Raw genomic sequence first — 25570 nt, 5'->3', positions numbered from 1 at the left:
CGCCTTCGGGCGCATTTTTCTCAGGCGGGCATGCCCCGCAATGGTACAAGTCACTATGTCGATCCTGCAGGCGATCAGAATCTTTCTTTTTTACCTGCTGCTGGGCACCAGTTCGCTGCTGTGGTGCTCGCTGAGCTTCTTCGTCGCGCCGTTCCTGTCGTTCCCCAAGCGCTACAAGTTCATCAACGTGTACTGGTGCCGTTGCGCGTTGTTCCTGGTGCGCACCATCCTGGGTATCGACTACAAGATCACTGGCGCCGAGAACGTGCCTGATGAGCCTTGCGTGATCCTGTCCAACCACCAGAGCACCTGGGAAACCTTCTTCCTTTCCCAGTATTTCTCGCCGCTGAGCCAGGTGCTCAAGCGCGAGTTGCTGTACGTGCCGTTCTTCGGTTGGGCCATGGCCATGCTGCGGCCGATCGCGATCAACCGCGATAATCCCAAGGAAGCCCTGCGCCAGGTAGCCAGCAAGGGTGACGAGTTGCTCAAGCAGAAGACCTGGGTGCTGATCTTCCCGGAAGGCACCCGCGTGCCATTCGGCACCATGGGCAAGTTCTCCCGTGGCGGTACCGCGCTGGCAGTGAATGCCGGGCTGCCGGTGCTGCCGATTGCCCATAACGCCGGCAAGTTCTGGCCGAAGACCGGTTGGGGCAAGCGCGCTGGCACCATCGAGGTGGTGATTGGCGAACCGATGTACGCCAACGGCACCGGGCCACGGGCCATCGCCGAGCTCAACGACCGCGCCGCGGCGTGGAACGAAGCGACCCAGCGGGCCATGGGTTCGCTGCCGCCAGCAGAGGAAAAACCCCAGGAACAGATGGCCTGACCATCTGTGGATAACTTGTGAACTGTTTTTGGATTAAAAGCCTGAAGTGATCGCTAAGTGTTTGAATTAGCTGTTTATTTCTGTGTATTACATTTTTCTGAAAATCGTGCATAAGTTTTTTCGGGGCATAAGAAAACCGGCTTTTACAGCCGGTTTTTTTATGGGCTCAGAAGCAGGATTGCACCATCGGTGGGAGAAGACTGTGGGAGCGGCCTTGCGTCGCGAAAGGGCCGCAAGGCGGCCCCAGCAATTCATGCATCACAGCTGAAATCCTGGGGCCGCTGCGCAGCCCAATCGCGACACAAGGCCGCTCCCACAAAAAGCGCTTCAGCGCCTGAGCATTTGGTGCAGGCCTTGAGCTGTCAGATCTTGTCGATATCCACATCCTTGGTTTCTTTCAGGCAGAAGATCCCCACCACCAGGCTGACCCCGGTCACCAGCACCGGGTACCACAGCCCGTAGAAGATATCCCCGGTATACACCACCAGCGCGAACGACACCGTTGGCAGGAAGCCACCGAACCAGCCGTTGCCAATGTGGTAGGGCAGCGACATGGAGGTGTAGCGGATGCGGGTCGGGAACAGCTCGACCATCACCGCCGCCAGCGGGCCATAGGTCATGGTCGCGATCAGGATCATCGCCACGATCAGCACCACCACCATCACCTGGTTGACCTGCCCAGGGTCGGCCTTGGCCGGGTAGCCGGCCTGTTCCACCGCCGCACGCATGGCTGCTTCGTCGAAGCCGTTGATGGTCTTGTCACCGATGTTGACCACCACATCGCTGCCGGCCACATCCACAGAGCTGTACGGTAGGCCTTGCTTGACCAGGAAGGTCTTGACCTTGTCGCACGGGCTGTCGAAACGCGCCTTGCCCACCGGGTCGAACTGGAAGGTGCAGCCTTGCGGGTCGGCAGTGACAACGATCGGCGCCTGGCGACTGGCTGCGTCGATCTGTGGGTTGGCGTAGTGGCTCAGCGCCTTGAACAGCGGGAAGTACAGCACCGTGGCCAGGAGCAGGCCGAGCATCAGGATCGGTTTGCGGCCAATACGGTCGGACAACCAGCCGAACAACACGAAGAACGGCGCACCAATGACCACGCTGATGATCAGCAGGGTGTTGGCCTGGGCCGGGTCCATCTTCAGCATCTGGGTCATGAAGAACAGCACGTAGAACTGCGCCGTGTAGAAGGTCACGGCCTGCCCGGCGTTGATGCTGAACAGGGCGGTGAGCACCACTTTAAGGTTCGGCCAGGAGGTGAACGACTCACGGATCGGCGACTTGCTGACCTTGCCCTGGGCCTTCATTTTCACGAAGGCCGGCGACTCGTGCATGCTCATGCGGATCCAGGTGGAAATCGCCAGCAGCACGATCGACAGCAGGAACGGCAGGCGCCAACCCCAGGTTTCGAACTGGTCGCCACTGATATAGCGGCTGCCCAGCACCACCACCAGCGACAACAACAGGCCAAGGGTGGCGGTGGACTGGATGAAACCCGTGTGGAAACCGCGCTTGCCGGGCGGTGCATGCTCGGCCACATAGGTGGCCGCGCCGCCGTATTCACCACCCAGCGCCAGCCCCTGCAGCATGCGCAGGACCACCAGGATGATCGGTGCCGCGATGCCGATGCTGGCGTAGGTGGGCAACAACCCCACCGCGAAGGTGGACAGGCCCATCAGCACGATGGTGACCAGGAAGGTGTACTTGCGCCCGATCATGTCGCCCAGCCGGCCGAACACAAGCGCGCCGAATGGCCGCACCAGGAAGCCGGCGGCAAAGGCCATGAGGGCGAAGATGAAGGCGGTGGTGTCGTTCACGCCAGCGAAGAACTGCTTGCTGATGACCGCTGCCAGCGCACCATAGAGAAAAAAGTCATACCACTCGAAAACTGTCCCGAGGGATGACGCGAAAATGATCTTGCGTTCTTCACGACGGCTGGAGCTGCTGGCCGCCGCACCCTGCTCTTGGATGTAATCCGACATCGTTGCTGTCCTCGGCCCGCAGGCCACAGTGATTATTCTTGTTGTTCCACTGTCGGCAGCTTCTGACCGCCAGCTGCCGGTACTGCACGCACCCGGGGTCAGGGCGTCGGTATCGCGTCTTCGTTCAGATAGGTCTGGGTGGCAGCTCCTTTGAGGATCAGTTGCGCCGCCTTCTCGGCGATCATCAGGGTGGGTGAACAAGTATTGCCGGAGGTGATCTGCGGCATGATCGAGGCGTCCGCCACGCGCAGGCCAGGGATGCCGTGTACGCGCAACTGGTTATCCACAACGTCCAGTTCGCCATTGCCCATGCGGCAGGTGCCTACCGGGTGGAAGATGGTGGTGCCGATCTTGCCGGCGGCTTCGAACAGCTCTTCTTCGGTTTGCAGGGCTAAGCCCGGCAGGTATTCCTTTGGGTCGAACGCAGCAAGGGCTGGGGCCTGGACGATCCGCCGGGTAAGGCGAATGGAGTCGGCGGCGACGCGCAGGTCCTGGGGGTCGCTGAGGTAGTTGGGGTCGATCAGCGGTGTGCTGTTCATGTCGCTGCTGCGGATATCGATACGCCCGCGGCTGGCCGGGCGCAGGTTGCACACCGAGGCGGTAAAGGCCGGGAACCTGTGCAGTGGCTCGCCGAAGCGCTCAAGTGACAACGGCTGCACGTGGTACTGCAGGTTGGCGGTGGCCTGCTCCGGGCTCGAACGCACGAACGCGCCCAGTTGGCTCGGCGCCATGGCCAGCGGGCCACTGCGGTCATAGAGGTAGCGCAGGCCCATGCCCATCTTGCCCCACAGGCTGTTGGCCATCTGGTTCAATGTACGGGTATTGCGGATCTGGTAGATCAGGCGCAGTTGCAGGTGATCCTGCAGGTTGCCGCCAACACCGGGCATGTCGTGACGCACGCCAATGCCCAGGCTTTCCAGTAACTGCCGCGGGCCGATGCCGGAGCGCTGCAGGATACCGGGAGAGCCTACAGCGCCCGCACAGAGGATGATCTCGCGACGTGCCGCAAACTCGTGCCAGGCATCCTGCCAGAACGCCTTCACCGCCCGTGCACGGGTGTTGTTGAGCAGCACCTGGTCAACCTGAACGCCGGTCAGCACGGTGAGGTTGGGGCGGTCCTTGATCGGTCGCAGGAAAGCCTTGGAAGCGTTCCAGCGCACACCGCTGCGCTGGTTGACCTGGAAATATCCACAGCCCTGGTTGTCGCCGGTATTGAAGTCATCGACCTTGCCGATGCCGCTTTGCTCGGCGGCATCACGGAAGGCATCGAGGATCGGCCAGCTATAGCGCTGGCGCTCGACCCGCCATTCGCCATCACCACCGTGGTGCTCGTTGGCGCCGGCAAAATGGCTTTCGCTGGCCTTGAACAGCGGCAGTACGTCCTTCCAGGCCCAGCCGTCGTTGCCTTGCTCGGCCCAACGGTCGTAGTCGGCGGCCTGGCCGCGCATGTAGATCATGCCATTGATCGAGGAGCAGCCACCCAGCACCTTGCCGCGTGGATAACCCAGCGCACGACCGCCCAGGCCGGGCTGCGCCTCGGTCTTGAAGCACCAATCGGTGCGCGGGTTGCCGATGCAATAGAGATAACCGACGGGGATATGGATCCAGGGATAGTTGTCGCGCCCACCCGCTTCCAGCAGCAGCACTCGGCAGGAAGGGTCGGCGGACAAACGATTGGCCAACAGGCAACCGGCGGGACCGGCCCCTACGACCACGTAGTCGAAGACAGAATCGGCTGATGGCATGTGCAACCTCGGGCCTGATTATTATTCTTGTCCCGATCCATCTTAGTGAGTAATTTCGTGGAGGAAACACGAGATTTCGCGCAGCCGCTGTGCGTTTTAGCACAGTGGTAAGTCTGTACTGGCCTCTTCGCGGGCACGCCCGCTCCCTCAAGGTAACGCGATCCCTGTGGGAGCGGGCGTGCCCGCGAAGAGACCGGAACGAACTGCCAAAAAGGATCAGCATGTTCGACTGGAACGATCTGCGGTTTTTCCTCGAGTTGCAGCGCAGCGGCCGCCTGCTTACCGCCGCCAAGCGCCTCAACACCACCCACAGCACCGTGGCCCGGCACATCGAGAGCATCGAGCAAAGCCTGGGTACTGCGCTGTTCGTTCAGCATGCCCAGGGCTATGAACTGACCCCCTCGGGCCAGGCCCTGCTCAAGCACGCCGAAGCCATGGAAAACGTCGCCCTGCTGGCGCAGGAAGAAATCACCCAGGCCATCACGCCGCTGGGCAAGATTCGCCTGGGGGTGACCGAAGGCATCGGCATCATGTTCTTCACCCCGCGCATGAATGCGCTGTTCGACCGCTACCCCGGCCTGGAAGTGGAGTTGGTGGCGGTACCGCGCTTCGTCAGCATCCTCAACCGCGAGGCGGAGATCAGCATCCACCTGGAACGGCCCAACGCCGACCTGCTGATCACCCGCAAGCTCACCGACTATCGCCTGGCCCTGTACGCCAGCCAGGACTACCTGGATCGCGCGCCCCCGCTGCGCAACCGCGAGGACCTGGCCCGGCATAGCTGGATCGGCTACGTCGACGACTTGCTGTTCAGCCAGGAACTGCTGTTTCTCAACAGCTTCTGCCGAGCCCCCAACGTGGTGTTTCGCAGCACCAGCGTGATCGCCCAGCAAACCGCCGCCCGCGCCGGGCTGGGCATCGCCGTACTGCCCAACTACATGGCCCGCCACGACCCGACGCTGGTGCGCGTGCTGCCTGGCGAAACCATCCAGCGCAGCTACTGGATCTGCACCCGCCGCGAACTGCACAAGTCGGTGCGCCTGCGGGTAGTGTGGGACTACCTGCTGGCGCTGTGCGCGGCAGAACAGAGCGAGCTGCTAGCCCAGTAGCGCCTTGCCGGCCAGCAGCAGGGCCGCAGCCCAACCGGCCACGGCAAACATCTGCTGCAAGCGCGGCCCGGCCAGCCTGGCCGCCAATGGCCGCGCCAGCAGCAGGCCGAGCACCGCGCCAACGGCGAACGGGGCGCCAACCTGCCAGTGCATGACCCCTGCGAGGCTGGCGCTGACCACACTTCCGGTGGACACCAGCGCGATCACCGCCAGCGAAGTGGAGACGATGCTGGCCATGCGCAGGTTGGTGTAGCGGTTAAGGGCCGGGATGATGACAAAGCCACCGCCCACGCCCAGCAGGCCGGACAGCAGCCCGGACAATGCGCCGGTGAAGGCCAAGGCGCGCGCGCAGGGCAGGGTCCAGCGCAAACGGCCCTGCAGCGGGTTCAGCACGCAGGGTTCGATGTAGCGATGGGCATCATTGGCTTCGCCGCGCAGCTCCTTGGCCGCCTTGCGCCAGATGCGCAGGCAGGCATACACCAACACCCCGGCGAACACCAACTGCAGTGGCGTGTTCGGCAGGCGGTGCGCCAGCATCAGCCCGAACGGCGCCGCTGCCACACCGATCAATGCGATGAACAGCGCCGCGCGGTAGCGCACCAGGCCCTGCCGCAAGCCCAGCACAGCACCCACCGCTGCCGCCATGCCTACGGCCAGCAGGCCGACCGGTGCCGCCTCGACCATCGACAGCCCCAGGCCGAACACCAGCAAAGGCACTGCGAGAATGCCACCGCCGGCACCGGTCAACGCCAGCACGGCACCGATGATCGCGCCCAGGCCCGCTCCCAGTATTTGATGTTCGATCACCGCCGGCCCTCGGCTACCAACGGCTGTGGCCGTGCCAGCCACTCGCGGCCCTTGAGCATGCCTTTCCAGTACAAGGGTGGCAGCACCTGCGCCTTAAGCAACCAGGCCAGACGGGTCGGCTTGCGGCCATCCAGCAACCAGTTGGGGAAGCTTGGAGCCAGCTTGCCGCCATAGGTGAACTCGGCCAGGACGATCTTGCCGCGCTCGACGGTGAGCGGGCACGAACCATAACCATCGTACTGGGCCAGGGTAGGCAATCTGCCCAGGGCCACCAGCACATTGTTGGCCACGACCGGAGCCTGCTTGCGTGCAGCGGCGGCGGTCTTGGCATTGCTGGTGTTGGTCACATCCCCAAGGGCATGGACATTGGTGAAGTGGCGATGGCGCAGGGTGTGCGGGTCGACATCGACCCAGCCGGCGCTGTCGGCCAACGGGCTTTTACGAATGAAGTCCGGTGCCACCTGCGGCGGTACCACGTGCAGCATGTCGAAGGCCTCGATACGGGTTTCGCTGCTGCCATCGGCCAAGGTGCGCACGAAGGTGGCGCGCTTGTTCGGGCCGTCCACGGCGACCAGGCGGTGGGAAAAATTGAGGTCCACGGCGTACTTGTCGATGTACTTCATAAGTGCAGGCACATAGTCCGCCACTCCGAACAACACTGCGCCGGCATTGAAGAAGCTGGCTTTCACAGCCCCCAGGTGACCATGCCGCAGCCAGTGGTCGCAAGACAGGTACAGCGCCTTCTGCGGCGCGCCTGCGCATTTGATCGGCATGGGCGGCTGGCAAAACAGGGCTCGGCCTTGCTTGAGCTTCTGCACCAGTTCCCAGGTGTAGGGCGCCAGGTCGTAGCGGTAGTTGGAGGTGACGCCGTTGCGGCCCAAGGTCTCGCTGAGGCCATCAATGGCCGCCCAATCCAGCTTGAGGCCGGGGCAGACCACCAACTGTTCATAACTGATGGCGCGGCCGCCTTCGAGGAGAACCAGTTGGCCCAGCGGGTCGAACCCCTGCACACGTGCCTTTATCCAGCGCACACCACGCGGAATGGTCGAGGCCATGGTGCGGGCAGTGCTTGGCGCCTTGAAGACACCGGCGCCGACCATGGTCCAGCCGGGCTGGTAGTAATGCACTTCGGCGGGGTCGATCAAGGTCACATCCAGCGACGGGTCACGGCTGATCAGGCTGGAAGCGGTGGCGATTCCGGCGGCGCCGGCACCGACGATGACCACTTTGTGGTGGTCGGTACTGGCAGGGGACAACAAGGCAGGCATGGCGGTAAATCCTGTAAATCTGGTTATGGGGCAGGGCGGTCACAGCTTGTTCAGCGGAATCTTCAGGTAGCTCACACCGTTATCTTCCGGCGCGGGGAACTGGCCGCTGCGCATGTTCACCTGCACCGAAGGCAGGATCAGCACGGGCATGTCGAGGGTCTTGTCGCGGGCTTCACGCATGGCGACGAAGCTGTCCTCATCGATGCCCTGGTGGATATGAATATTGTTGGCGCGCTGCTCGGCCACGGTGGTGACGTACTGCATGTCACGGCCACCTGGCAGGTAGTCGTGGCACATGAACAGCCGGGTCTGGTCGGGGAAGGCCAGCAGGCGACGGATCGAGCGGTACAGGGTACGGGCATCGGCCCCAGGGAAGTCGCAACGGGCGGTACCGTAGTCGGGCATGAACAGGGTGTCGCCGACGAACACCGCAGTCTCGCCGGCGTCCTCGATCATGAAGCTCATGCACGCAGGTGTGTGCCCCGGGGTGTGCAACGCGCGGGCATGCAGGTTGCCAATGCGGAAACCTTCCTCGTCCTCGAACAACACATCGAACTGGCTGCCATCGCGGGCGAAGCCAGGCTCGGCGTTGAACAGAGCACCGAACACTTTCTGTACCTGGGTGATGTGTGCGCCGATGGCGGTATGGCCGCCGAGCTTTTCCTTCAAATAGGCCGCTGCCGAAAGGTGGTCGGCATGCACATGGGTTTCCAGCACCCACTGCACGCTGGCTTCAAGCTCGGTCACGCGCTGGATCAGGCGGTCCGCCGACGCAGTGCAGGTGCACCCGGACTTTGGGTCGTAATCCAGCACACTGTCGATCAATGCGCATTGGCGGGTTTCACGGTCCATGACCAGGTAGCTGATGGTCGAGGTCGCCTTGTCGTAAAAGGCGTCCACGTGCAGGTTGTTGCCGATGATCATCGCGTTCTCCAATTTATCCGCCCAGCCTTGTACAGGCGTAGGCAGTGCCAGGAGGTTTATCAAGATGCATGCCAGGCATTTTCCTGCGCTTGGGCCAATGAAACCGGCCCCTTGCTGACAATTGCCGACGACAGTGGCAGCGCAGGTGGCAGTCGACTGTCAGCCAATGGCAGTGTTTGGCAGTCCTTGTTACCCTGCGCCGGTCATCCAATCGGTGCCGTCATGCCTGAAGCCCATCCCCTCATCCTAGCTTTGGTTTCCTATCTTGAGCACGATGCCCTGCCAACCATCGTGCTGGATACCGACTACAACATCCTGGCGGCCAACGCTGCCTATCGCCGCCAGTTCGGTCGCCATGAGCAGGCGCCACTGGGCGAGAAATGCCACAAGGTCTCGCACCAATACGCCGTGCCTTGCGACCAGGCCGGCGAGCATTGCCCGATGCGCAAGGCGTGGCAAAGCAAGGTTCCAGAGCGGGTGTTGCACATTCATCACACGCCACGCGGCCCCGAGCATGTGGATGTCGAGCTGCGGCCGATCCTGGATGAACAGGGCAGGGTGGTGGCCTTTGTCGAACGCCTGACCAGCATCACCCTCGCGTCGGCGCAGCCTCAGGAACAAGGCCTGGTCGGCCGGGCGCCAGCGTTCAAGGCGGCCCTGGCCAGCCTGCAACGTGCGGCGCCGGCGCAGATCCCGGTATTGCTGCAGGGTGAGTCGGGTACCGGCAAGGAACTGTTCGCCCGTGCGGTGCACATGGGCAGCCCCAGGGCCAACGGCCCATTGGTGGTGGTCGACTGTACCGGCCTGACCGAGTCGTTGTTCGAGAGCGAATTGTTCGGCTACGAGAAGGGCGCGTTCACCGGCGCCAACCAGCGCAAGATCGGCCTGGCTGAAGCGGCGCATGGCGGCACCCTGTTCCTCGATGAAATTGGCGAGGTACCGCTGGCGATGCAGGTGAAGCTGCTGCGCCTGATCGAGTCCGGCAGCTTCCGCCCGGTGGGTAGCCTGCGCACGGTGCATTCGGATTTCCGCCTGGTGTCGGCAACCCATAAACCGCTCAGGCAAATGGTCGCGGACGGCACCTTCCGCGAAGACCTGTACTACCGCATCAGCGGCTTCCCGATCCGTCTGCCGGCGTTGCGCGAACGGGTAGAAGACCTGCCCTTGCTCGCCCAGAGCCTGCTGCAACGCATGGCAGGCAAGCCGACGCCCAGGCTGAGCGACGATGCCTTGCAGCAGCTTGGGCTGCATCCATTCCCGGGCAACATTCGCGAGCTGCGCAACATTCTGGAAAGGGCGCGCTTGTTTGCCGATGACGGGCTGATCCGGCCCGAGCATTTGCCGGAGGATATCGGCCCGACGGGGGCGATCAAGACAGGTGGCCGGCGCAATCACCTGGGTGAGCTGGCGCAGGCACTGGAACAGTTCAAGGGCTCTCGCAGTGAACTGGCCCGTCACCTTGGCCTGAGCGAGCGCACCCTATATCGCCGGTTGAAGGAGCTTGGCCTGAATTGACGCGTTCGGTTAACGCGGTCTGCAAGGGCCCGCGTATCCCCGAGGGCAACACATATCCTGTGGGAGCGGGTTCACCCGCGAACACCGGCGAAGCCGGTGGCCATCCACCGCGCCTCCTCAGACCTTTACCGGACCTTTACCTCTGTCCTGACATTAAGCGGGAATGATTGTGGTCTGATCAGTTAACCGAACCTGGCAGCCAGTCAGCCCCCGCCAGGCGTCAACATGCAGAGGACCGCAAAATGAAGAAAACCCTGACCGTGATCTGCGCCGCGCTCATGCTAAGCGCCCCCTTGGCCAGTTTCGCGCAGCCAGGCCCACCTGACCGGCATGATGGCGGCCCATCGCACCAGGGCAACCCACCGCATGGGCAGCCACAGTACCAAGGCCGACATGATAATGGTCGCGGTCCTGCCTACCGCGACCCGAACTTCCGCCCACAACAGGGCATGCCGGTTCCGCATCAACAGTGGCAACGTGGCCATGTGGTTGACCCGCACTACCGTGGCGACCGGTACTGGGTGACCGACTGGAAAGCACGCCACCTGTATGCGCCACCGCGTGATCACCGTTGGTTGTATGTGAACGGGGACTATGTGCTGGTGGCTATTGCCAGCGGTGTGATCGTCAACGTCCTCAGCGGTTACTGATTTCTGCAGGCACTAAAAAGCCCGCTTCCGCGGGCTTTTTAGTGCCTGACGATCTACACCGGATCAGAAGTCCAGGTTCGATACCGACAGCGCGTTGCTTTCGATGAAGTCACGACGTGGCTCGACCGCATCACCCATCAGGGTGTTGAAGATCTGGTCGGCTGCGATCGCATCCTCGATGGTGACCTTGAGCATACGGCGGACGGTTGGGTCCATGGTGGTTTCCCACAGCTGCTCAGGGTTCATCTCGCCCAGCCCTTTGTATCGCTGGATGGTGTGGCGCTTGGTGGTTTCGTTCATCAGCCAATCCAGGCCTTCCTTGAACTCGACAATTGCCTTGCGGCGCTCACCGCGCTGTACGTAAGCACCTTCGCCCAACAAGCTGGACAGCTTGGCACCAATGTTGACTACGGTACGGTAGTCATTGCTGCCGAAGAAGTCCCGGTTGAAGGTGACGTAGCTGGCCAGGCCGTGGGAGGTAACTTCCACTTCTGGCAACCATACGTTGCGCTCTTTGTCTTCGCGCAGGCTGGCTTTGTAAACCAGGCCGGACTTCTGGCTGTTGTTCAGACGTTCCTGGAACTGGGCCAGCCAGGCTTGCATCACAGCGTGGTCACCCAGCTGTTCCAGGCTCACCTCCGGCAGGTAGATGAAGTGCTCGGTCAGCTCTTCCGGGTACAAGCGCGACAGACGCTTGAGTGTCTTCATGACACTACGGAATTCATTCACCAATGCTTCCAGCTGTACACCGGAAACCGCTGGTGCCGACTCGTCCAAGTGCAGGCTGGCATCTTCCAGGGCCGACTGGGTCATGTACTCTTCCATGGCCTCGTCGTCCTTGATGTACTGCTCCTGCTTGCCTTTCTTCACCTTGTACAGCGGTGGCTGGGCAATGTAGATGTAGCCGCGCTCGACCAGCTCCGGCAGCTGACGGAAGAAGAAGGTCAGCAGCAGGGTACGGATGTGCGAACCGTCAACGTCAGCATCGGTCATGATGATGATGTTGTGATAACGCAGCTTGTCGATGTTGTACTCTTCGCGGCCGATACCGCAGCCCAGTGCAGTGATCAGCGTGCCCACTTCCTGGGACGAGATCATCTTGTCGAAGCGCGCTTTCTCGACGTTGAGGATTTTACCCTTCAACGGCAGGATTGCCTGGGTACGACGGTTGCGGCCTTGCTTCGCCGAGCCACCCGCGGAGTCACCCTCCACCAGGTACAGTTCGGAAAGAGCAGGGTCCTTTTCCTGGCAGTCCGCCAGTTTGCCTGGCAGGCCGGCAATATCCAGCGCGCCTTTACGGCGAGTCATTTCACGGGCTTTACGTGCCGCTTCACGGGCACGGGCAGCATCGATCATCTTGCCAACGACGGCCTTGGCCTCGTTCGGGTTTTCCAGCAGGAAGTCGGCGAAGTACTTGTTCATCTCCTGTTCCACGGCGGTTTTCACCTCCGAGGAGACCAGCTTGTCCTTGGTCTGCGAGCTGAACTTAGGGTCCGGCACCTTCACCGAGATGATCGCGGTCAGGCCTTCACGGGCGTCGTCGCCAGTGGTCGCCACCTTGTTCTTCTTGGCCAGGCCTTCCTGTTCGATATAGCTGTTCAGGCTACGGGTCAGCGAGGAACGGAAGCCCACCAGGTGAGTACCGCCATCACGCTGCGGAATGTTGTTGGTGAAGCACAACAGGTTTTCGTTGAAGCTGTCGTTCCACTGCAGGGCGACTTCAACACCCACGCCATCGTCACGCTGGACGTTGAAGTGGAATACCTGGGAGTTGACCGGGGTCTTGTTGGTGTTCAGGTATTCGACGAACGCACGCAGGCCGCCTTCGTACTTGAAGAACTCTTCCTTCCCGCTACGTTCATCCTTCAGCAGGATGCCAACGCCCGAGTTGAGGAAGGAAAGTTCGCGGATACGCTTGGCCAGGATGTCCCAGCTGAAGTGAATGTTCTTGAAGGTTTCAGCCGAAGGCTTGAAGTGGATGTGGGTACCGGTGGTTTCGCTGTCACCGACAACCGCCATCGGCGCCTGTGGCACACCGTGAACGTAAGTCTGTTCCCAGATTTTGCCGCTACGGCGAACGGTCAGTACCAGTTTCTCGGACAGGGCGTTCACTACAGAAACACCTACGCCGTGCAGACCGCCGGATACCTTGTAGGAGTTGTCGTCGAACTTACCGCCAGCGTGCAGCACGGTCATGATGACCTCGGCTGCGGAAACGCCTTCTTCTTTATGCACGTCGACCGGAATGCCGCGACCGTTGTCGCGCACACTGATGGATTCGTCCGGGTGGATGATGACGGTGATGTCATCGCAGTGACCGGCGAGGGCTTCGTCGATCGAGTTGTCGACCACCTCGAAGACCATGTGGTGCAGGCCGCTACCATCATCGGTGTCGCCAATGTACATGCCGGGGCGCTTGCGCACGGCATCCAAACCTTTCAGCACTTTGATGCTGGAGGAGTCGTACGTTTGATTTTCGCTCATGCATTCACTCCCGATGGTCGTGGGTCTGGGTGATACGGCCTTGTTCCACGTGGAACAAAGCAACTGGCGTTTCCGTCTGCCAGCCTTCCCTCAGTAATTCGTGATCTACACAGGTGATGAACACCTGGCAGCGTAATTCTTCAAGCAAGCGACACAGCGCGCGGCGATGCTGGTCGTCCAGTTCGGACGGCAAGTCATCCACGAGATAAATACAGTGACCGCGGCGAGCCTGACTAACGAGGTGGCCTTGGGCAATGCGCAATGCGCACACCACCAGCTTTTGCTGACCACGCGACAGGATGTCGGCTGCATTGTTGGCAGCCAGACGAAGACGCAGATCAGCACGCTGCGGACCGGCCTGGGTGTGGCCCATCTGCTGATCGCGAAGGAGAGAGGAAGCGAGTACTTCTTGCAGTTCCCGGTCCTTGTCCCAGCCTCGGTAGTAGCTAAGGGTCAACCCGTCCAGCTCGACCAGTTCGCTCAGGGTTCGCTCGAAGACGGGCTTCAAGGCCTTGATGTAGTTGCGACGGTATTCATCTATTTCCGCACTGGCCAGGCACAATTCCCGGTCCCAGGCGGCTTGCGAAGCTGGGTCAAGTGTACCATGCCGCAACCATGAGTTCCGCTGCCGCAGTGCCTTCTGCAGCCGTTGCCAGGCTGGCAGAAAACGAGGTTCCACGTGGAACACCCCCCAATCCAGGAACTGGCGGCGTATTTTCGGAGCGCCTTCCAACAAGCGGAAACTGTCCGGATTGATGAGCTGAAGCGGTAGCAATTCAGCCAGTTGCGCTGCACTACGCGCATTCTGCCCATCAATGCGAATAGTGAACTCCCCCTGCCGCTCCCGGGATACACCCAGGTTACTGCTGCCACCCTCGGCCAATTGCACTTCGCCGAACACGGTACAGGCCGGTTGTTCGTACTGGATAACCGGGTTCAGGCGGGTGCTGCGGAACGAGCGCGCCAGCCCGAGCAGATGCACGGCCTCAAGCACGCTCGTTTTGCCGCTGCCGTTGGCGCCGTAAAGGATGTTGATGCGGGGGGACGGTGAGAGTGTCACCGGGTGCAAGTTGCGCACCGCGGTGACCATGATACGTCGAAGAGACATTTCGCCTGCTACGTTACAGACGCATCGGCATGACAACGTAGGAAGAATCGTCATTGCCAGCTTCCTGCAGCAGGGCACTGCTGTTGGAATCGGACAGGATCAGACGAACTTGCTCGGTAGTCATTACGCCCAGCACGTCCAGCAGGTAGCTGACGTTGAAGCCGATTTCCAGCGAGCTACCTTCGTAGTCCACGCTGATTTCTTCTTCAGCTTCTTCCTGCTCGGGGTTGTTGGCCTGGATCTTCAGTTGGCCAGCAGCCAGTTGCAGGCGGATACCGCGGTACTTTTCGTTGGAAAGAATCGCAGTACGGCTGAAGGCTTCACGCAGCGCCTGGCGGTCGCCGACCACCAGCTTGTCACCGCCCTTGGGCAGTACGCGCTCGTAGTCCGGGAACTTGCCGTCCACCAGCTTGGAAGTGAAGGTGAATTCACCGGTGGTGGCGCGAATGTGGTGCTGGCCCAGGACGATGCTGACCATGCCTTCCGGGTCGGTCAGCAGGCGTGCCAGTTCGAGGATACCTTTGCGTGGCACGATGACTTGGTGGCGATCATCCTGCTCGATCGGTGCGCTCATGGAGCACAGCGCCAGGCGGTGACCGTCTGTGGACACAGCTCGCAGGGTGTTGCGGGAAACCTCCAGCAGCATACCGTTGAGGTAGTAGCGCACATCCTGCTGGGCCATGGCGAAACTGGTGCGCTCGATAAGGCGGCGCAGCTTGCTCTGTTCCAGGTTGCAGGTCAGCGAGCCCGGGCCTTCTTCCACGGTCGGGAAGTCATTGGCTGGCAGGGTCGACAGGGTAAAGCGGCTGCGGCCGGCCTTGACCAACAGTTTCTGCTCGTCGACCTTGATATCGATCAGGGCGTCGTTCGGCAGGCTTTTGCAAATGTCCATCAGCTTGCGTGCCGGGACAGTGATTTCGCCAGGCTCGGCCGGCTCTTCCAGTTGCACGCGGCCTACCAGTTCGACTTCCAGGTCGGTACCAGTCAACGACAGTTGCTGGCCTTGCACGACCAGCAATACGTTGGACAGGACCGGCAAGGTCTGGCGGCGCTCGACGACACCGGCGACCAGTTGCAGGGGTTTCAACAGGGCTTCGCGTTGAATGGTGAAATGCATGGTCTAGTCCCTTGCCTTCAATTAGCTGCGCAGACGGCCATCAGGTCGTCAGCGTCCGCAGCAGGTTCTTGTAGTCCTCGCGGATGTCCGCGTCGGATTCCTTCAGTTCGTTGATCTTGCGGCAGGCGTGCAGCACGGTCGTATGGTCGCGACCACCGAACATGTCGCCGATTTCCGGCAGACTGTGGTTGGTCAGTTCCTTGGACAGGGCCATGGCCACCTGGCGTGGACGCGCCACGGAACGCGAACGACGCTTGGACAACAGATCGGAGATCTTGATCTTGTAGTACTCGGCGACGGTGCGCTGAATGTTATCCACACTGACCAGTTTGTCCTGGAGCGCCAGCAGGTCCTTGAGCGACTCACGAATCAATTCGATGGTGATGTCGCGGCCCATGAAGTGCGAGTGAGCGATAACCCGCTTCAATGCGCCTTCCAGTTCGCGGACGTTGGAACGGATGCGCTGGGCAATGAAGAAGGCCGCGTCATGCGGTAGTTCGACCTTGGCCTGGTCGGCCTTCTTCATCAGGATCGCCACGCGGGTTTCCAGCTCTGGTGGCTCGACGGCAACCGTCAGGCCCCAACCAAAGCGCGACTTCAGGCGCTCTTCCAGGCCTTCGATCTCCTTGGGGTAGCGGTCAGAGGTAAGGATTACTTGCTGACCACCCTCGAGCAGGGCGTTGAAGGTGTGGAAAAACTCTTCCTGCGAGCGCTCTTTACGGGCAAAGAACTGGATATCGTCGATCAGCAACGCATCCACCGAGCGGTAGAAACGCTTGAATTCGTTGATGGCGTTGAGCTGCAGTGCCTTGACCATGTCCGCGACGAAGCGCTCCGAATGCAGGTACACGACCTTGGCGTTCGGGTTTTTCTTCAGCAGGTGGTTACCCACAGCATGCATGAGGTGGGTTTTACCCAGGCCCACACCACCATAAAGGAAGAGCGGGTTGTAACCATGCTTGGGGTTGTCTGCCACCTGCCAGGCAGCCGCGCGCGCCAGCTGGTTCGACTTACCTTCGACGAAGGTGTCGAACGTGAAGGTGCGGTTCAAGTAACTGGTGTGTTTGAGCGCACCTTCAACCTGCACGGTGCGCTGTTCAGTCCGGGCACTGCCGACCGACGCAGAAGCCGGCTCGGCCATGGCATCGAAGCTGTCACGCGAGGATGGCTCGGCCAGTTCATCGACCAGCACAGGCTCGGCAGCCGCCACGGCGACGGGTTCGACCGCTGCCGGCACTGCCTTCTGTGTCTGGCTCTGGGCCTGGGTCTGGGCCAGCGAGGCGGCCACCGCAGCACTCACTGGCGCGTTGGGTGCGGCACGTGGCGCGGAGCTGCGACGGCTGCCGATCAACAAGGAAAGGGCAGGCGCAATGCCGCTGCCGTTTTCGCCCAACAGCTCGAGCAAACGACCCAGGTACTTTTCATTGACCCAATCGAGAACGAAACGGTTAGGCGCATAGACGCGCAACTCGTCGCCTTCGGCTTCGACCTGTAGCGGACGGATCCAGGTGTTGAATTGCTGGGCAGGCAGTTCATCGCGCAGAAGCTCCACGCACTGCTGCCAAAGTTCCACTGACACGGATATCCCCTGAGTTTGAAAGCCGGATGAGGCAAAAACAAACCGCCATTGTACCGGTCGAGCGTTCAGTTATCCACATGTGGACACGTTAGGAACCATGACAAAACAGCCATTTATCGACCAAAACGGCTTCTTCGCACTGTGAATAAGCCCTGTGGATAAGCAGCCATGAGCGCTATGCACAACCCTGAGGTCAAGCCTGTTGATAACTCTGCTGTGGATAAACGGCTATTTAATCCACAGCTTTTGACCACGAAGAAAACAAGCGCAGCACCGGTTGAGAACACAGTTGTAAAACTCTGTACAGCCCGGATTTTCTGGCCTCAAGGAGGTTATCCACAGAAGGTTATCCACTTAAGATTTATAGATTCTTCAGAAAAGCTTTTTATATGTCTCTTCTTTTTTTTCATGTTGTCCCCAATTCGTGTGTCCGATCAAGCACCCTTGGGGAATGGACAAGCACGCACCGTCCATCACGTGCTCTATATGGAAAGACTGGTTGGAAATTGACCTACGGGCTTGCTTTCTCTAGAATCGCCGGTCTCTTAAAAAGGGGGCCATCCCGGCCCGTCGTCGACAAACCAGGTAACACGCCATGAAACGTACTTTCCAACCAAGCACCATCAAGCGCGCGCGCACCCACGGCTTCCGTGCCCGTATGGCTACCAAGAACGGCCGCGCTGTTCTGTCGCGTCGTCGTGCCAAAGGCCGTAAGCGTCTGGCCATTTGATTTTTCGGCACAGGTGGTGAGTCAGGACTTCAGTCGGGAAAAGCGACTGCTTACACCCCGACATTTCAAAGCGGTCTTCGACTCCCCAACCGGCAAGGTTCCAGGGAAAAACCTGCTGATCCTTGCTCGCGAGAACGGCCTCGATCACCCACGCCTTGGCCTGGTGATCGGCAAGAAGAGCGTCAAGCTCGCCGTTCAACGCAACCGCCTCAAGCGCTTGATGCGCGATTCCTTTCGCCTGAACCAGCAATTGCTTGCCGGGTTGGACATTGTGATCGTCGCGCGCAAGGGATTGGGTGAGATAGAAAACCCGGAATTGCACCAACACTTTGGCAAACTCTGGAAACGCCTGGCGCGCAGCCGGCCCACTCCAGCAGTGACCGCCAATTCCGCAGGGGTAGACAGCCAAGATGCGTAAACTGGCGCTCGTTCCGATCCAGTTTTACCGTTACGCCATTAGTCCTCTGATGGCCAACCACTGTCGTTTCTTCCCCAGTTGCTCCTGTTACGCTTATGAAGCCATCGAAAACCACGGCCTCTGGCGTGGTGGGTGGCTAGCCGTTCGTCGCCTGGGGCGTTGTCATCCGTGGAACGACGGCGGTTTCGATCCCGTTCCTCCCGCTCCTTCCTCCCGAACTTCTTCGATAGCCGAGTAATCATGGATATTAAACGCACGATCCTGATCGTCGCCCTGGCAATCGTGTCCTACGTCATGGTCCTCAAGTGGAACCAGGACTACGGCCAGGCTGCCCTGCCGACTCAGAATACTGCTGCCAGCACCGTTGCCCCGGGTTTGCCGGATGGCGTACCGGCCGGTAACGCCGGCGCCAGCGCCGATGTGCCAAGCGCCAACGCCGAAACCAGCGCAGCCGAACTGGCACCGGTTGCGGTCAGCAAGGACCTGATCCGGGTCAAGACCGATGTCCTGGAGCTGGCTATCGATCCGGTCGGTGGTGACATCGTCCAGCTGAACCTGCCGCAGTACCCACGTCGCCAGGACCACCCGGACATTCCGTTCCAGCTGTTCGACAACGGTGGCGAGCGTGTCTACCTGGCACAAAGCGGCCTGACCGGCGTCAACGGTCCGGATGCCCGTCCTGCCGGTCGCCCTCTGTACGCTACCGACAAGAAGGGTTACCAGCTGGCCGATGGCCAGGAACAACTGGTGGTCGACCTGAAGTTCAGCGACAACGGCGTCAACTACATCAAGCGCTTCAGCTTCAAGCGCGGCGAGTACGACCTGACCGTCAGCTACCTGATCGACAACCAGAGCGGTCAGGCCTGGAGCGGCAACATGTTTGCCCAGCTCAAGCGTGACGCCAGCTCCGATCCGTCGTCGAGCACTGCCACCGGCACCGCCACCTACCTGGGCGCAGCCCTGTGGACAGCTTCCGAGCCTTACAAAAAGGTCTCGATGAAGGACATCGACAAAGGTAGTTTGAAAGAAAATGTGTCCGGCGGCTGGGTTGCCTGGCTGCAGCACTACTTCGTGACCGCCTGGATTCCGGCCAAGTCGGACAACAACGTTGTTCAGACCCGCAAGGACAGCCAGGGCAACTACATCATCGGCTATACCGGCCCGGCCATCAGCGTGCCTGCTGGCGGCAAGGTCGAAACCAGCGCCATGCTGTACGCCGGCCCGAAAATCCAGTCCAAGCTGAAAGAGTTGTCCCCAGGCCTGGAACTGACTGTCGACTACGGCTTCCTGTGGTTCATCGCCCAGCCGATCTTCTGGCTGCTGCAACATATCCACAGCCTGCTGGGTAACTGGGGCTGGTCGATCATCGTGCTGACCATGCTGATCAAAGGCCTGTTCTTCCCGCTGTCGGCTGCCAGCTACCGTTCGATGGCGCGCATGCGTGCCGTTGCGCCGAAGCTCGCTGCACTGAAGGAACGCTTCGGTGACGATCGCCAGAAGATGTCCCAGGCGATGATGGAGCTGTACAAGAAAGAGAAGATCAACCCGCTGGGCGGCTGCCTGCCGATCCTGGTGCAGATGCCAGTGTTCCTGGCCCTGTACTGGGTACTGCTGGAAAGCGTGGAAATGCGCCAGGCTCCATGGATGCTGTGGATTACCGACCTGTCGATCAAGGATCCGTTCTTCATCCTGCCGATCATCATGGGCGCCACCATGTTCATCCAGCAGCGCCTGAACCCGACGCCGCCGGATCCGATGCAGGCCAAGGTGATGAAAATGATGCCGATCATCTTCACCTTCTTCTTCCTGTGGTTCCCGGCTGGTCTGGTGCTGTACTGGGTTGTGAACAACTGCCTGTCGATCGCACAGCAGTGGTACATCACCCGCAGCATCGAAGCAGCCAGCAAAAAAGCTGCTGCTTGACAGGCTACTGCGCTAGCCTGTGAATAAAAAACGCCCCCTAGTGGGGCGTTTTTGCTATCTGTCGTTTTTGTCGTAGAGGCTTTCGAGCATGAACACTGTGCGTGAAACCATCGCCGCCATCGCCACCGCCCAAGGCCGCGGCGGTGTGGGTATTGTCAGGTTGTCCGGCCCTCTGGCTGCCAAGGCCGGCCAGTTGATCACCGGCCGTACGCTTACCCCGCGCCACGCCCATTACGGCCCGTTCCGCGACGAGGAAGGCCTGGTGCTGGACGAAGGGATCGCGCTGTTCTTCCCTGGGCCGAATTCGTTCACCGGCGAGGACGTGCTGGAACTGCAGGGCCATGGTGGCCCGGTGGTGCTGGATATGCTGCTGCAGCGCTGTGTACAGGTTGGTTGCCGGCTGGCTCGCCCAGGTGAGTTCAGCGAACGTGCATTCCTCAATGACAAGCTCGACCTGGCCCAGGCCGAAGCCATTGCCGACCTGATCGAAGCCAGTTCCAGCCAGGCTGCGCGCAACGCACTGCGTTCGCTGCAGGGGGAGTTCTCCAAGCGTGTGCACAGCCTGACCGAAGCATTGATAGCCCTGCGCATCTACGTCGAGGCGGCGATCGACTTCCCCGAGGAAGAAATCGATTTCCTCGCCGATGGCCATGTGCTTTCGATGCTCGATACTGTTCGCGCCGAGTTGTCCACAGTGCAGCGGGAAGCCGGGCAGGGGGCCTTGCTGCGTGATGGCATGACCGTGGTTATCGCCGGTCGGCCGAATGCGGGCAAGTCGAGCCTGCTGAACCAGCTGGCCGGACGGGAAGCGGCCATCGTCACCGACATTGCCGGCACCACGCGGGACATCCTGCGCGAACATATCCACATCGATGGCATGCCGCTGCACGTGGTCGATACTGCCGGTTTGCGCGACACCGATGACCATGTGGAAAAGATTGGCGTGGAACGTGCGCTGAAGGCCATTGGCGAGGCAGACCGGGTGTTGTTGGTGGTGGACTCCACCGCGCCCGAGGCCAGCGACCCGTTTGCCCTGTGGCCAGAATTTCTCGACCAACGGCCAGACCCAGCCAAGGTGACGCTGATTCGGAACAAGGCCGATCTTAGTGGTGAGCGGGTAGCGCTGGAACAGTGCGATGACGGCCATGTAACGATCACCCTCAGTGCCAAAGGGGACGATGCAGGGCTGCAGTTGCTGCGTGACCACCTGAAGGCCTGCATGGGTTATGAACAGACGGCCGAGAGTGGTTTCAGCGCTCGCCGGCGCCATCTGGATGCCCTGCGCCAGGCCAGTGAGCACCTGGAACATGGCCGTGCACAACTGACCCTGGCTGGCGCGGGTGAGCTGTTGGCGGAAGACCTGCGGCAGGCGCAGCAGGCCCTGGGGGAGATTACCGGGGCATTCAGCTCTGATGACCTGCTGGGGCGGATTTTCTCCAGCTTCTGCATCGGCAAGTAATTCACAGCCAGGCAAAACCAAGAGCCGCTCCTTCGGGAGCGGCTTTTTTTTGCCTCAAATTTCGCAGCTTCTACGGAAATCGCGCCGCACCTGAAGGCTGTGCAGAACCCTGTGGGAGCGGGTTCACCCGCGAAGAGGCCGGTGCAGGTTCACATTTTTTTCATTCACCTACCCCAATCTGCTCTCAGGAGCCCTGTGGAAAACTCGCCTTCAGCTCCGTTGATAAGCAGGCTTTTTTTCTGAGGACAAACCCGCTTGTGGGTAAACAGCCATTTAATCCACAGGCTAAATCGTGTTATCCATAGCCCTCATGGTACTCCAGCCACAGGGTTTAATTTTTCTCTACACGGCATGAATAAAGGCCTGCATAACCTTATCCACAGCAAAGCTTGTGCATAAGAATAAACATAAAAACAAAGCTTTTTTAAATTCTTCCTCTTTGATTTCTGTTGGCTGCCACTCATCCACAGACTGGTCAAAATTTGCTCAGACGGTTTCTTTAAAGGGGGTGAAGTCCCTATACTTGTCCGCTTACCTTCTCTATTCGCAAAAACAGGCACGAGGTGCGTGGTGGATTTCCCTTCCCGTTTTGAAGTGATCGTCATCGGCGGCGGCCATGCCGGTACCGAGGCTGCGCTTGCGTCTGCACGCATGGGTGTGAAAACCCTGCTGCTGACCCATAACGTGGAAACCCTCGGTCACATGAGCTGCAACCCCGCCATTGGCGGTATTGGCAAAAGCCATCTGGTCAAAGAGATCGATGCCCTCGGCGGCGCCATGGCGCTGGCCACCGACAAGAGCGGCATCCAGTTCCGCGTTCTGAACAACCGCAAGGGCCCGGCCGTACGCGCCACCCGTGCACAGGCCGACCGCGCCATCTACAAGGCAGTGGTGCGTGAAATCCTGGAAAACCAGCCGAACCTGTGGATATTCCAGCAGTCCTGCGACGACCTGATCGTCGAGCAGGACCAGGTCAAAGGTGTGGTGACCCAGATGGGCCTGCGTTTCTTCGCCGAATCGGTGGTACTGACCACCGGTACCTTCCTCGGCGGGCTTATCCACATTGGTTTGCAAAACCATTCCGGTGGACGCGCCGGCGATCCGCCTTCGATCGCCCTGGCCCACCGCATGCGTGAACTGCCGCTGCGCGTCGGCCGCCTGAAAACCGGTACCCCGCCGCGTATCGACGGCCGCTCGGTGGACTTCTCGGTGATGACCGAGCAGCCAGGCGATACACCGATCCCGGTGATGTCGTTCATGGGCAATGCCCAGATGCACCCGCGCCAGGTGAGCTGCTGGATTACCCACACCAATGCGCGCACCCACGAGATCATCGCCTCGAACCTCGACCGTTCGCCGATGTACTCGGGTGTCATCGAAGGTGTCGGCCCGCGCTACTGCCCGTCGATCGAAGACAAGATCCACCGCTTCGCCGACAAGGAAAGCCACCAGGTGTTCATCGAGCCGGAAGGCCTGACCACCCATGAGCTGTACCCCAACGGTATTTCCACTTCGCTGCCGTTCGACGTGCAGCTGGAGCTGGTGCGGTCGATCCGCGGCATGGAGAACGCCCACATCGTTCGCCCGGGCTATGCCATCGAATACGACTACTTCGACCCGCGCGACCTCAAGTACAGCCTCGAGACCAAGGTCATCGGCGGCCTGTTCTTCGCCGGCCAGATCAACGGCACCACCGGTTACGAAGAAGCCGGCGCCCAGGGGTTGCTGGCCGGGACCAACGCCGCCCTGCGGGCGCAGGGCCGAGACAGCTGGTGCCCGCGCCGCGACGAGGCGTACATCGGTGTACTGGTCGACGACCTGATTACCCTGGGTACCCAGGAGCCGTACCGCATGTTCACTTCGCGTGCCGAGTACCGCCTGATCCTGCGCGAAGACAACGCCGACCTGCGCCTGACCGAAAAGGGCCGCGAACTCGGCCTGATCGACGACCAGCGCTGGGCCGCCTTCTGCGCCAAGCGCGACGGCATCGAACGCGAGGAGCAGCGCCTGAAGTCGACCTGGGTACGCCCGAACACCGAGCAAGGCCAGGCCATTGTGGATAAGTTCGGTACCCCGCTCAGCCACGAGTACAGCCTGCTCAACCTGCTGGCGCGCCCGGAAATCGACTACGCCGGGCTGATCGAGGCAACCGGCGGCGAAACGATCGATCCACAGGTCGCCGAGCAGGTCGAAATCCGCACCAAGTACGCCGGCTACATCGACCGCCAGCAGGATGAAATCGCACGTCTGCGCGCCAGCGAAGACACCCGCCTGCCTGTGGATATCGATTACTCGACGATTTCCGGCCTGTCCAAGGAAATCCAGGGCAAGCTGGGCCAGACCCGTCCGGAAACCCTGGGTCAGGCTTCGCGTATCCCGGGCGTGACCCCGGCGGCGATTTCCCTGTTGCTGATTCACTTGAAAAAACGCGGCGCTGGCCGCGAATTGGAGCAAAGCGCTTGAGTTCCCTGGTCACCCCGCAACACGCTGAAGAGTTGTCCACAGGTGCGCGCCAGCTCGGTGTCGAGCTGAGCGCCGAGCATCACGAAAAGCTGCTCGGCTACCTGGCCCTGTTGATCAAATGGAACAAAGCCTACAACCTCACCGCCGTGCGCGACCCCGACGAGATGGTGTCGCGTCACCTGCTCGACAGCCTCAGTGTCATGCCGTTTATCCACAGCGAGCGTGACAACTGGCTGGATGTCGGCAGTGGCGGTGGCATGCCCGGTATCCCATTGGCTATCCTGCATCCGCACAAGCGCGTGACGGTGCTGGACGCCAATGGCAAGAAGACCCGCTTCCTGACCCAGGTGAAAATGGAGCTCAAGCTGGACAACCTCACGGTTATCCACAGTCGGGTCGAAGCCTTCCAGCCGACACAACCGTTCAGCGGAATTATCTCCCGCGCCTTCAGCAGCATGGAGAACTTCACCAACTGGACCCGCCACCTGGGCGACACCGGGACGCAATGGCTTGCAATGAAGGGGCTGCATCCTGCCGATGAACTGGTAGCATTGCCCGCAGACTTCACAGTGGAAAGCGAGCAGGCCCTGACCGTTCCAGGTTGCCAGGGCCAGCGCCATCTGCTGATACTGCGCCGCAAGGCATGACTGGGAACACACGCAACAATGGCTAAGGTATTCGCAATCGCGAACCAGAAAGGTGGTGTGGGCAAGACAACCACCTGTATCAATCTCGCCGCCTCGCTGGCCGCGACCAAGCGTCGTGTGCTGCTGATCGACCTCGATCCGCAGGGCAACGCCACCATGGGCAGCGGTGTGGACAAGCACGAGCTCGAGCACTCGGTCTACGACCTGTTGATCGGGGAATGCGACCTGGCCCAGGCCATGCATTACTCCGAGCACGGTGGTTTCCAGTTGCTGCCGGCCAACCGTGACCTGACCGCCGCCGAAGTGGTGCTGCTGGAAATGCAGGTCAAGGAGAGCCGCCTGCGCAACGCCCTGGCGCCGATCCGCGAGAACTACGACTACATCCTCATCGACTGCCCTCCGTCGCTGTCGATGCTCACGCTCAACGCCCTGGTCGCCTCCGATGGCGTGATCATCCCGATGCAGTGCGAGTACTACGCACTGGAAGGTCTCAGCGACCTTGTGGATAACATCAAGCGCATCGCCGCCCGGCTGAACCCGGAGCTGAAGATCGAGGGCCTGCTGCGGACCATGTACGATCCGCGCCTGAGCCTGAACAACGATGTCTCGGCGCAGCTGAAGGAGCACTTTGGCCCGCAGCTGTACGACACGGTCATTCCGCGCAACATTCGCCTGGCCGAGGCCCCGAGCTTCGGCATGCCGGCCCTGGCCTACGACAAGCAATCGCGAGGCGCGCTGGCTTATCTGGCGCTGGCCGGGGAACTGGTACGCCGTCAACGCCGTCAATCACGCACTGCACAAACAACTTAAGGAATC

22 protein-coding genes are annotated in these 25570 nt (G+C 60.8%); 13 read left to right on the top strand and 9 right to left on the bottom strand.

Annotated features, from left to right (window positions below; all coding sequences use genetic code 11):
• Window positions 1-40: 40 nt before the first annotated feature.
• Window positions 41-826: a 1-acyl-sn-glycerol-3-phosphate acyltransferase gene (locus ABX298_RS10755; protein ID WP_075046832.1), complete on the top strand. Its 786-nt coding sequence runs from the start codon at window positions 41-43 to the stop codon at window positions 824-826.
• Window positions 827-1188: 362 nt separating this feature from the next.
• Here ABX298_RS10755 and ABX298_RS10750 read toward each other — a convergent pair whose 3' ends face one another.
• A complete protein-coding gene (locus ABX298_RS10750; protein ID WP_075046831.1) occupies window positions 1189-2808 on the bottom strand; it encodes an MFS transporter in 1620 nt (539 codons plus the stop codon).
• A gap of 98 nt (window positions 2809-2906) precedes the next feature.
• Window positions 2907-4553 carry a GMC family oxidoreductase gene (locus ABX298_RS10745; RefSeq protein ID WP_367394378.1) on the bottom strand — a complete coding sequence of 549 codons (1647 nt, stop codon included), beginning with the start codon at window positions 4551-4553 and terminating at the stop codon, window positions 2907-2909.
• A 221-nt stretch (window positions 4554-4774) separates the two neighbouring features.
• Between ABX298_RS10745 and ABX298_RS10740 the strand changes: the two genes are divergently transcribed.
• Window positions 4775-5662 (top strand): LysR family transcriptional regulator, encoded by an 888-nt coding sequence (locus ABX298_RS10740; RefSeq protein ID WP_013970255.1) that lies wholly within the window; start codon window positions 4775-4777, stop codon window positions 5660-5662.
• Here ABX298_RS10740 and ABX298_RS10735 read toward each other — a convergent pair.
• Genes ABX298_RS10735 through ABX298_RS10725 form a run of 3 tightly spaced genes read right to left on the bottom strand, consistent with a single transcriptional unit; the run spans window position 5651 to window position 8661 of the window.
• Window positions 5651-6469, bottom strand: a complete 819-nt coding sequence (locus ABX298_RS10735) for a sulfite exporter TauE/SafE family protein (protein WP_013970254.1) — start codon at window positions 6467-6469, stop codon at window positions 5651-5653. The genes ABX298_RS10740 and ABX298_RS10735 overlap by 12 nt on opposite strands.
• Window positions 6466-7737 carry an FAD/NAD(P)-binding oxidoreductase gene (locus tag ABX298_RS10730; RefSeq protein WP_367394377.1) on the bottom strand — a complete coding sequence of 424 codons (1272 nt, stop codon included), beginning with the start codon at window positions 7735-7737 and terminating at the stop codon, window positions 6466-6468. Before ABX298_RS10730 ends, ABX298_RS10735 begins: the two co-directional genes overlap by 4 nt.
• A 39-nt stretch (window positions 7738-7776) precedes the next feature.
• A complete protein-coding gene (locus ABX298_RS10725) occupies window positions 7777-8661 on the bottom strand; it encodes an MBL fold metallo-hydrolase (protein WP_075046828.1) in 885 nt (294 codons plus the stop codon).
• Window positions 8662-8883: 222 nt separating this feature from the next.
• Here ABX298_RS10725 and ABX298_RS10720 point away from each other — a divergent pair, with 222 nt between their 5' ends.
• The gene (locus ABX298_RS10720) at window positions 8884-10176 is read left to right on the top strand and encodes a sigma-54-dependent Fis family transcriptional regulator (RefSeq protein ID WP_075046827.1); all 1293 of its coding nucleotides are present in this window, start codon (window positions 8884-8886) and stop codon (window positions 10174-10176) included.
• 242 nt (window positions 10177-10418) lie between these two features.
• Window positions 10419-10826, top strand: a complete 408-nt coding sequence (locus tag ABX298_RS10715; protein ID WP_015268427.1) for an RcnB family protein — start codon at window positions 10419-10421, stop codon at window positions 10824-10826.
• A gap of 63 nt (window positions 10827-10889) precedes the next feature.
• On the opposite strand, the gene gyrB is transcribed toward ABX298_RS10715, so the two are convergent.
• Genes gyrB through dnaA form a run of 4 tightly spaced genes read right to left on the bottom strand, consistent with a single transcriptional unit; the run spans window position 10890 to window position 17114 of the window.
• Complete coding sequence (gene gyrB / locus ABX298_RS10710; RefSeq protein ID WP_013970249.1) at window positions 10890-13310, bottom strand: DNA topoisomerase (ATP-hydrolyzing) subunit B; 2421 nt, start codon at window positions 13308-13310, stop codon at window positions 10890-10892.
• Between the two features lie 4 nt (window positions 13311-13314).
• Window positions 13315-14418 carry a DNA replication/repair protein RecF gene (gene recF / locus ABX298_RS10705; protein ID WP_003260018.1) on the bottom strand — a complete coding sequence of 368 codons (1104 nt, stop codon included), beginning with the start codon at window positions 14416-14418 and terminating at the stop codon, window positions 13315-13317.
• A gap of 13 nt (window positions 14419-14431) precedes the next feature.
• On the bottom strand, window positions 14432-15535 hold the full coding sequence (gene dnaN / locus ABX298_RS10700) for a DNA polymerase III subunit beta (RefSeq protein ID WP_003260019.1): 1104 nt from the start codon (window positions 15533-15535) through the stop codon (window positions 14432-14434).
• Window positions 15536-15575: 40 nt separating this feature from the next.
• On the bottom strand, window positions 15576-17114 hold the full coding sequence (gene dnaA, locus ABX298_RS10695) for a chromosomal replication initiator protein DnaA (protein WP_075046825.1): 1539 nt from the start codon (window positions 17112-17114) through the stop codon (window positions 15576-15578).
• A gap of 168 nt (window positions 17115-17282) precedes the next feature.
• Here dnaA and ABX298_RS10690 point away from each other — a divergent pair, with 168 nt between their 5' ends.
• The 9 genes from ABX298_RS10690 (at window position 17283) to ABX298_RS10650 (ending at window position 25564) form a co-directional block, all read left to right on the top strand.
• On the top strand, window positions 17283-17624 hold the full coding sequence (locus ABX298_RS10690; protein ID WP_157896982.1) for a hypothetical protein: 342 nt from the start codon (window positions 17283-17285) through the stop codon (window positions 17622-17624).
• 85 nt (window positions 17625-17709) lie between these two features.
• Complete coding sequence (rpmH, locus tag ABX298_RS10685) at window positions 17710-17844, top strand: 50S ribosomal protein L34 (protein ID WP_003253163.1); 135 nt, start codon at window positions 17710-17712, stop codon at window positions 17842-17844.
• Between the two features lie 13 nt (window positions 17845-17857).
• The gene (rnpA, locus tag ABX298_RS10680; protein ID WP_003253166.1) at window positions 17858-18262 is read left to right on the top strand and encodes a ribonuclease P protein component; all 405 of its coding nucleotides are present in this window, start codon (window positions 17858-17860) and stop codon (window positions 18260-18262) included.
• Window positions 18255-18500, top strand: coding sequence for a membrane protein insertion efficiency factor YidD (gene yidD, locus ABX298_RS10675; RefSeq protein ID WP_015268406.1), 246 nt, complete (start codon window positions 18255-18257; stop codon window positions 18498-18500). Before rnpA ends, yidD begins: the two co-directional genes overlap by 8 nt.
• Before the next feature lie 2 nt (window positions 18501-18502).
• Window positions 18503-20185 (top strand): membrane protein insertase YidC, encoded by a 1683-nt coding sequence (yidC, locus tag ABX298_RS10670; protein WP_025341164.1) that lies wholly within the window; start codon window positions 18503-18505, stop codon window positions 20183-20185.
• Between the two features lie 88 nt (window positions 20186-20273).
• The gene (gene mnmE, locus ABX298_RS10665; RefSeq protein WP_286100792.1) at window positions 20274-21644 is read left to right on the top strand and encodes a tRNA uridine-5-carboxymethylaminomethyl(34) synthesis GTPase MnmE; all 1371 of its coding nucleotides are present in this window, start codon (window positions 20274-20276) and stop codon (window positions 21642-21644) included.
• 570 nt (window positions 21645-22214) lie between these two features.
• Window positions 22215-24107: a tRNA uridine-5-carboxymethylaminomethyl(34) synthesis enzyme MnmG gene (gene mnmG, locus ABX298_RS10660; protein ID WP_286100791.1), complete on the top strand. Its 1893-nt coding sequence runs from the start codon at window positions 22215-22217 to the stop codon at window positions 24105-24107.
• Window positions 24104-24754 (top strand): 16S rRNA (guanine(527)-N(7))-methyltransferase RsmG, encoded by a 651-nt coding sequence (gene rsmG, locus ABX298_RS10655; RefSeq protein WP_013970242.1) that lies wholly within the window; start codon window positions 24104-24106, stop codon window positions 24752-24754. Before mnmG ends, rsmG begins: the two co-directional genes overlap by 4 nt.
• Window positions 24755-24772: 18 nt before the next feature.
• Window positions 24773-25564 carry a ParA family protein gene (locus ABX298_RS10650; RefSeq protein WP_012274913.1) on the top strand — a complete coding sequence of 264 codons (792 nt, stop codon included), beginning with the start codon at window positions 24773-24775 and terminating at the stop codon, window positions 25562-25564.
• Window positions 25565-25570 lie beyond the last annotated feature (6 nt).

This window comes from Pseudomonas sp. X4 (assembly GCF_040784925.1).
Classification (GTDB): Bacteria; Pseudomonadota; Gammaproteobacteria; order Pseudomonadales; family Pseudomonadaceae; genus Aquipseudomonas; species Aquipseudomonas putida_Z.
Note: the sequence above shows the minus strand (reverse complement) of the source record. Positions and strands in the feature narration are given on the sequence as shown.

Coding starts and splice junctions, on each gene's coding strand:
- ABX298_RS10755 (WP_075046832.1), top strand. CDS start 41: ATGGTACAAGTCACTATGTCGATCCTGCAGGCGATCAGAATCTTTCTT.
- ABX298_RS10750 (WP_075046831.1), bottom strand. CDS start 2,808: ATGTCGGATTACATCCAAGAGCAGGGTGCGGCGGCCAGCAGCTCCAGC.
- ABX298_RS10745 (WP_367394378.1), bottom strand. CDS start 4,553: ATGCCATCAGCCGATTCTGTCTTCGACTACGTGGTCGTAGGGGCCGGT.
- ABX298_RS10740 (WP_013970255.1), top strand. CDS start 4,775: ATGTTCGACTGGAACGATCTGCGGTTTTTCCTCGAGTTGCAGCGCAGC.
- ABX298_RS10730 (WP_367394377.1), bottom strand. CDS start 7,737: ATGCCTGCCTTGTTGTCCCCTGCCAGTACCGACCACCACAAAGTGGTC.
- ABX298_RS10725 (WP_075046828.1), bottom strand. CDS start 8,661: ATGATCATCGGCAACAACCTGCACGTGGACGCCTTTTACGACAAGGCG.
- ABX298_RS10720 (WP_075046827.1), top strand. CDS start 8,884: ATGCCTGAAGCCCATCCCCTCATCCTAGCTTTGGTTTCCTATCTTGAG.
- ABX298_RS10715 (WP_015268427.1), top strand. CDS start 10,419: ATGAAGAAAACCCTGACCGTGATCTGCGCCGCGCTCATGCTAAGCGCC.
- gyrB (WP_013970249.1), bottom strand. CDS start 13,310: ATGAGCGAAAATCAAACGTACGACTCCTCCAGCATCAAAGTGCTGAAA.
- recF (WP_003260018.1), bottom strand. CDS start 14,418: ATGTCTCTTCGACGTATCATGGTCACCGCGGTGCGCAACTTGCACCCG.
- dnaN (WP_003260019.1), bottom strand. CDS start 15,535: ATGCATTTCACCATTCAACGCGAAGCCCTGTTGAAACCCCTGCAACTG.
- ABX298_RS10690 (WP_157896982.1), top strand. CDS start 17,283: ATGAGCGCTATGCACAACCCTGAGGTCAAGCCTGTTGATAACTCTGCT.
- rpmH (WP_003253163.1), top strand. CDS start 17,710: ATGAAACGTACTTTCCAACCAAGCACCATCAAGCGCGCGCGCACCCAC.
- yidD (WP_015268406.1), top strand. CDS start 18,255: ATGCGTAAACTGGCGCTCGTTCCGATCCAGTTTTACCGTTACGCCATT.
- yidC (WP_025341164.1), top strand. CDS start 18,503: ATGGATATTAAACGCACGATCCTGATCGTCGCCCTGGCAATCGTGTCC.
- mnmE (WP_286100792.1), top strand. CDS start 20,274: ATGAACACTGTGCGTGAAACCATCGCCGCCATCGCCACCGCCCAAGGC.
- ABX298_RS10650 (WP_012274913.1), top strand. CDS start 24,773: ATGGCTAAGGTATTCGCAATCGCGAACCAGAAAGGTGGTGTGGGCAAG.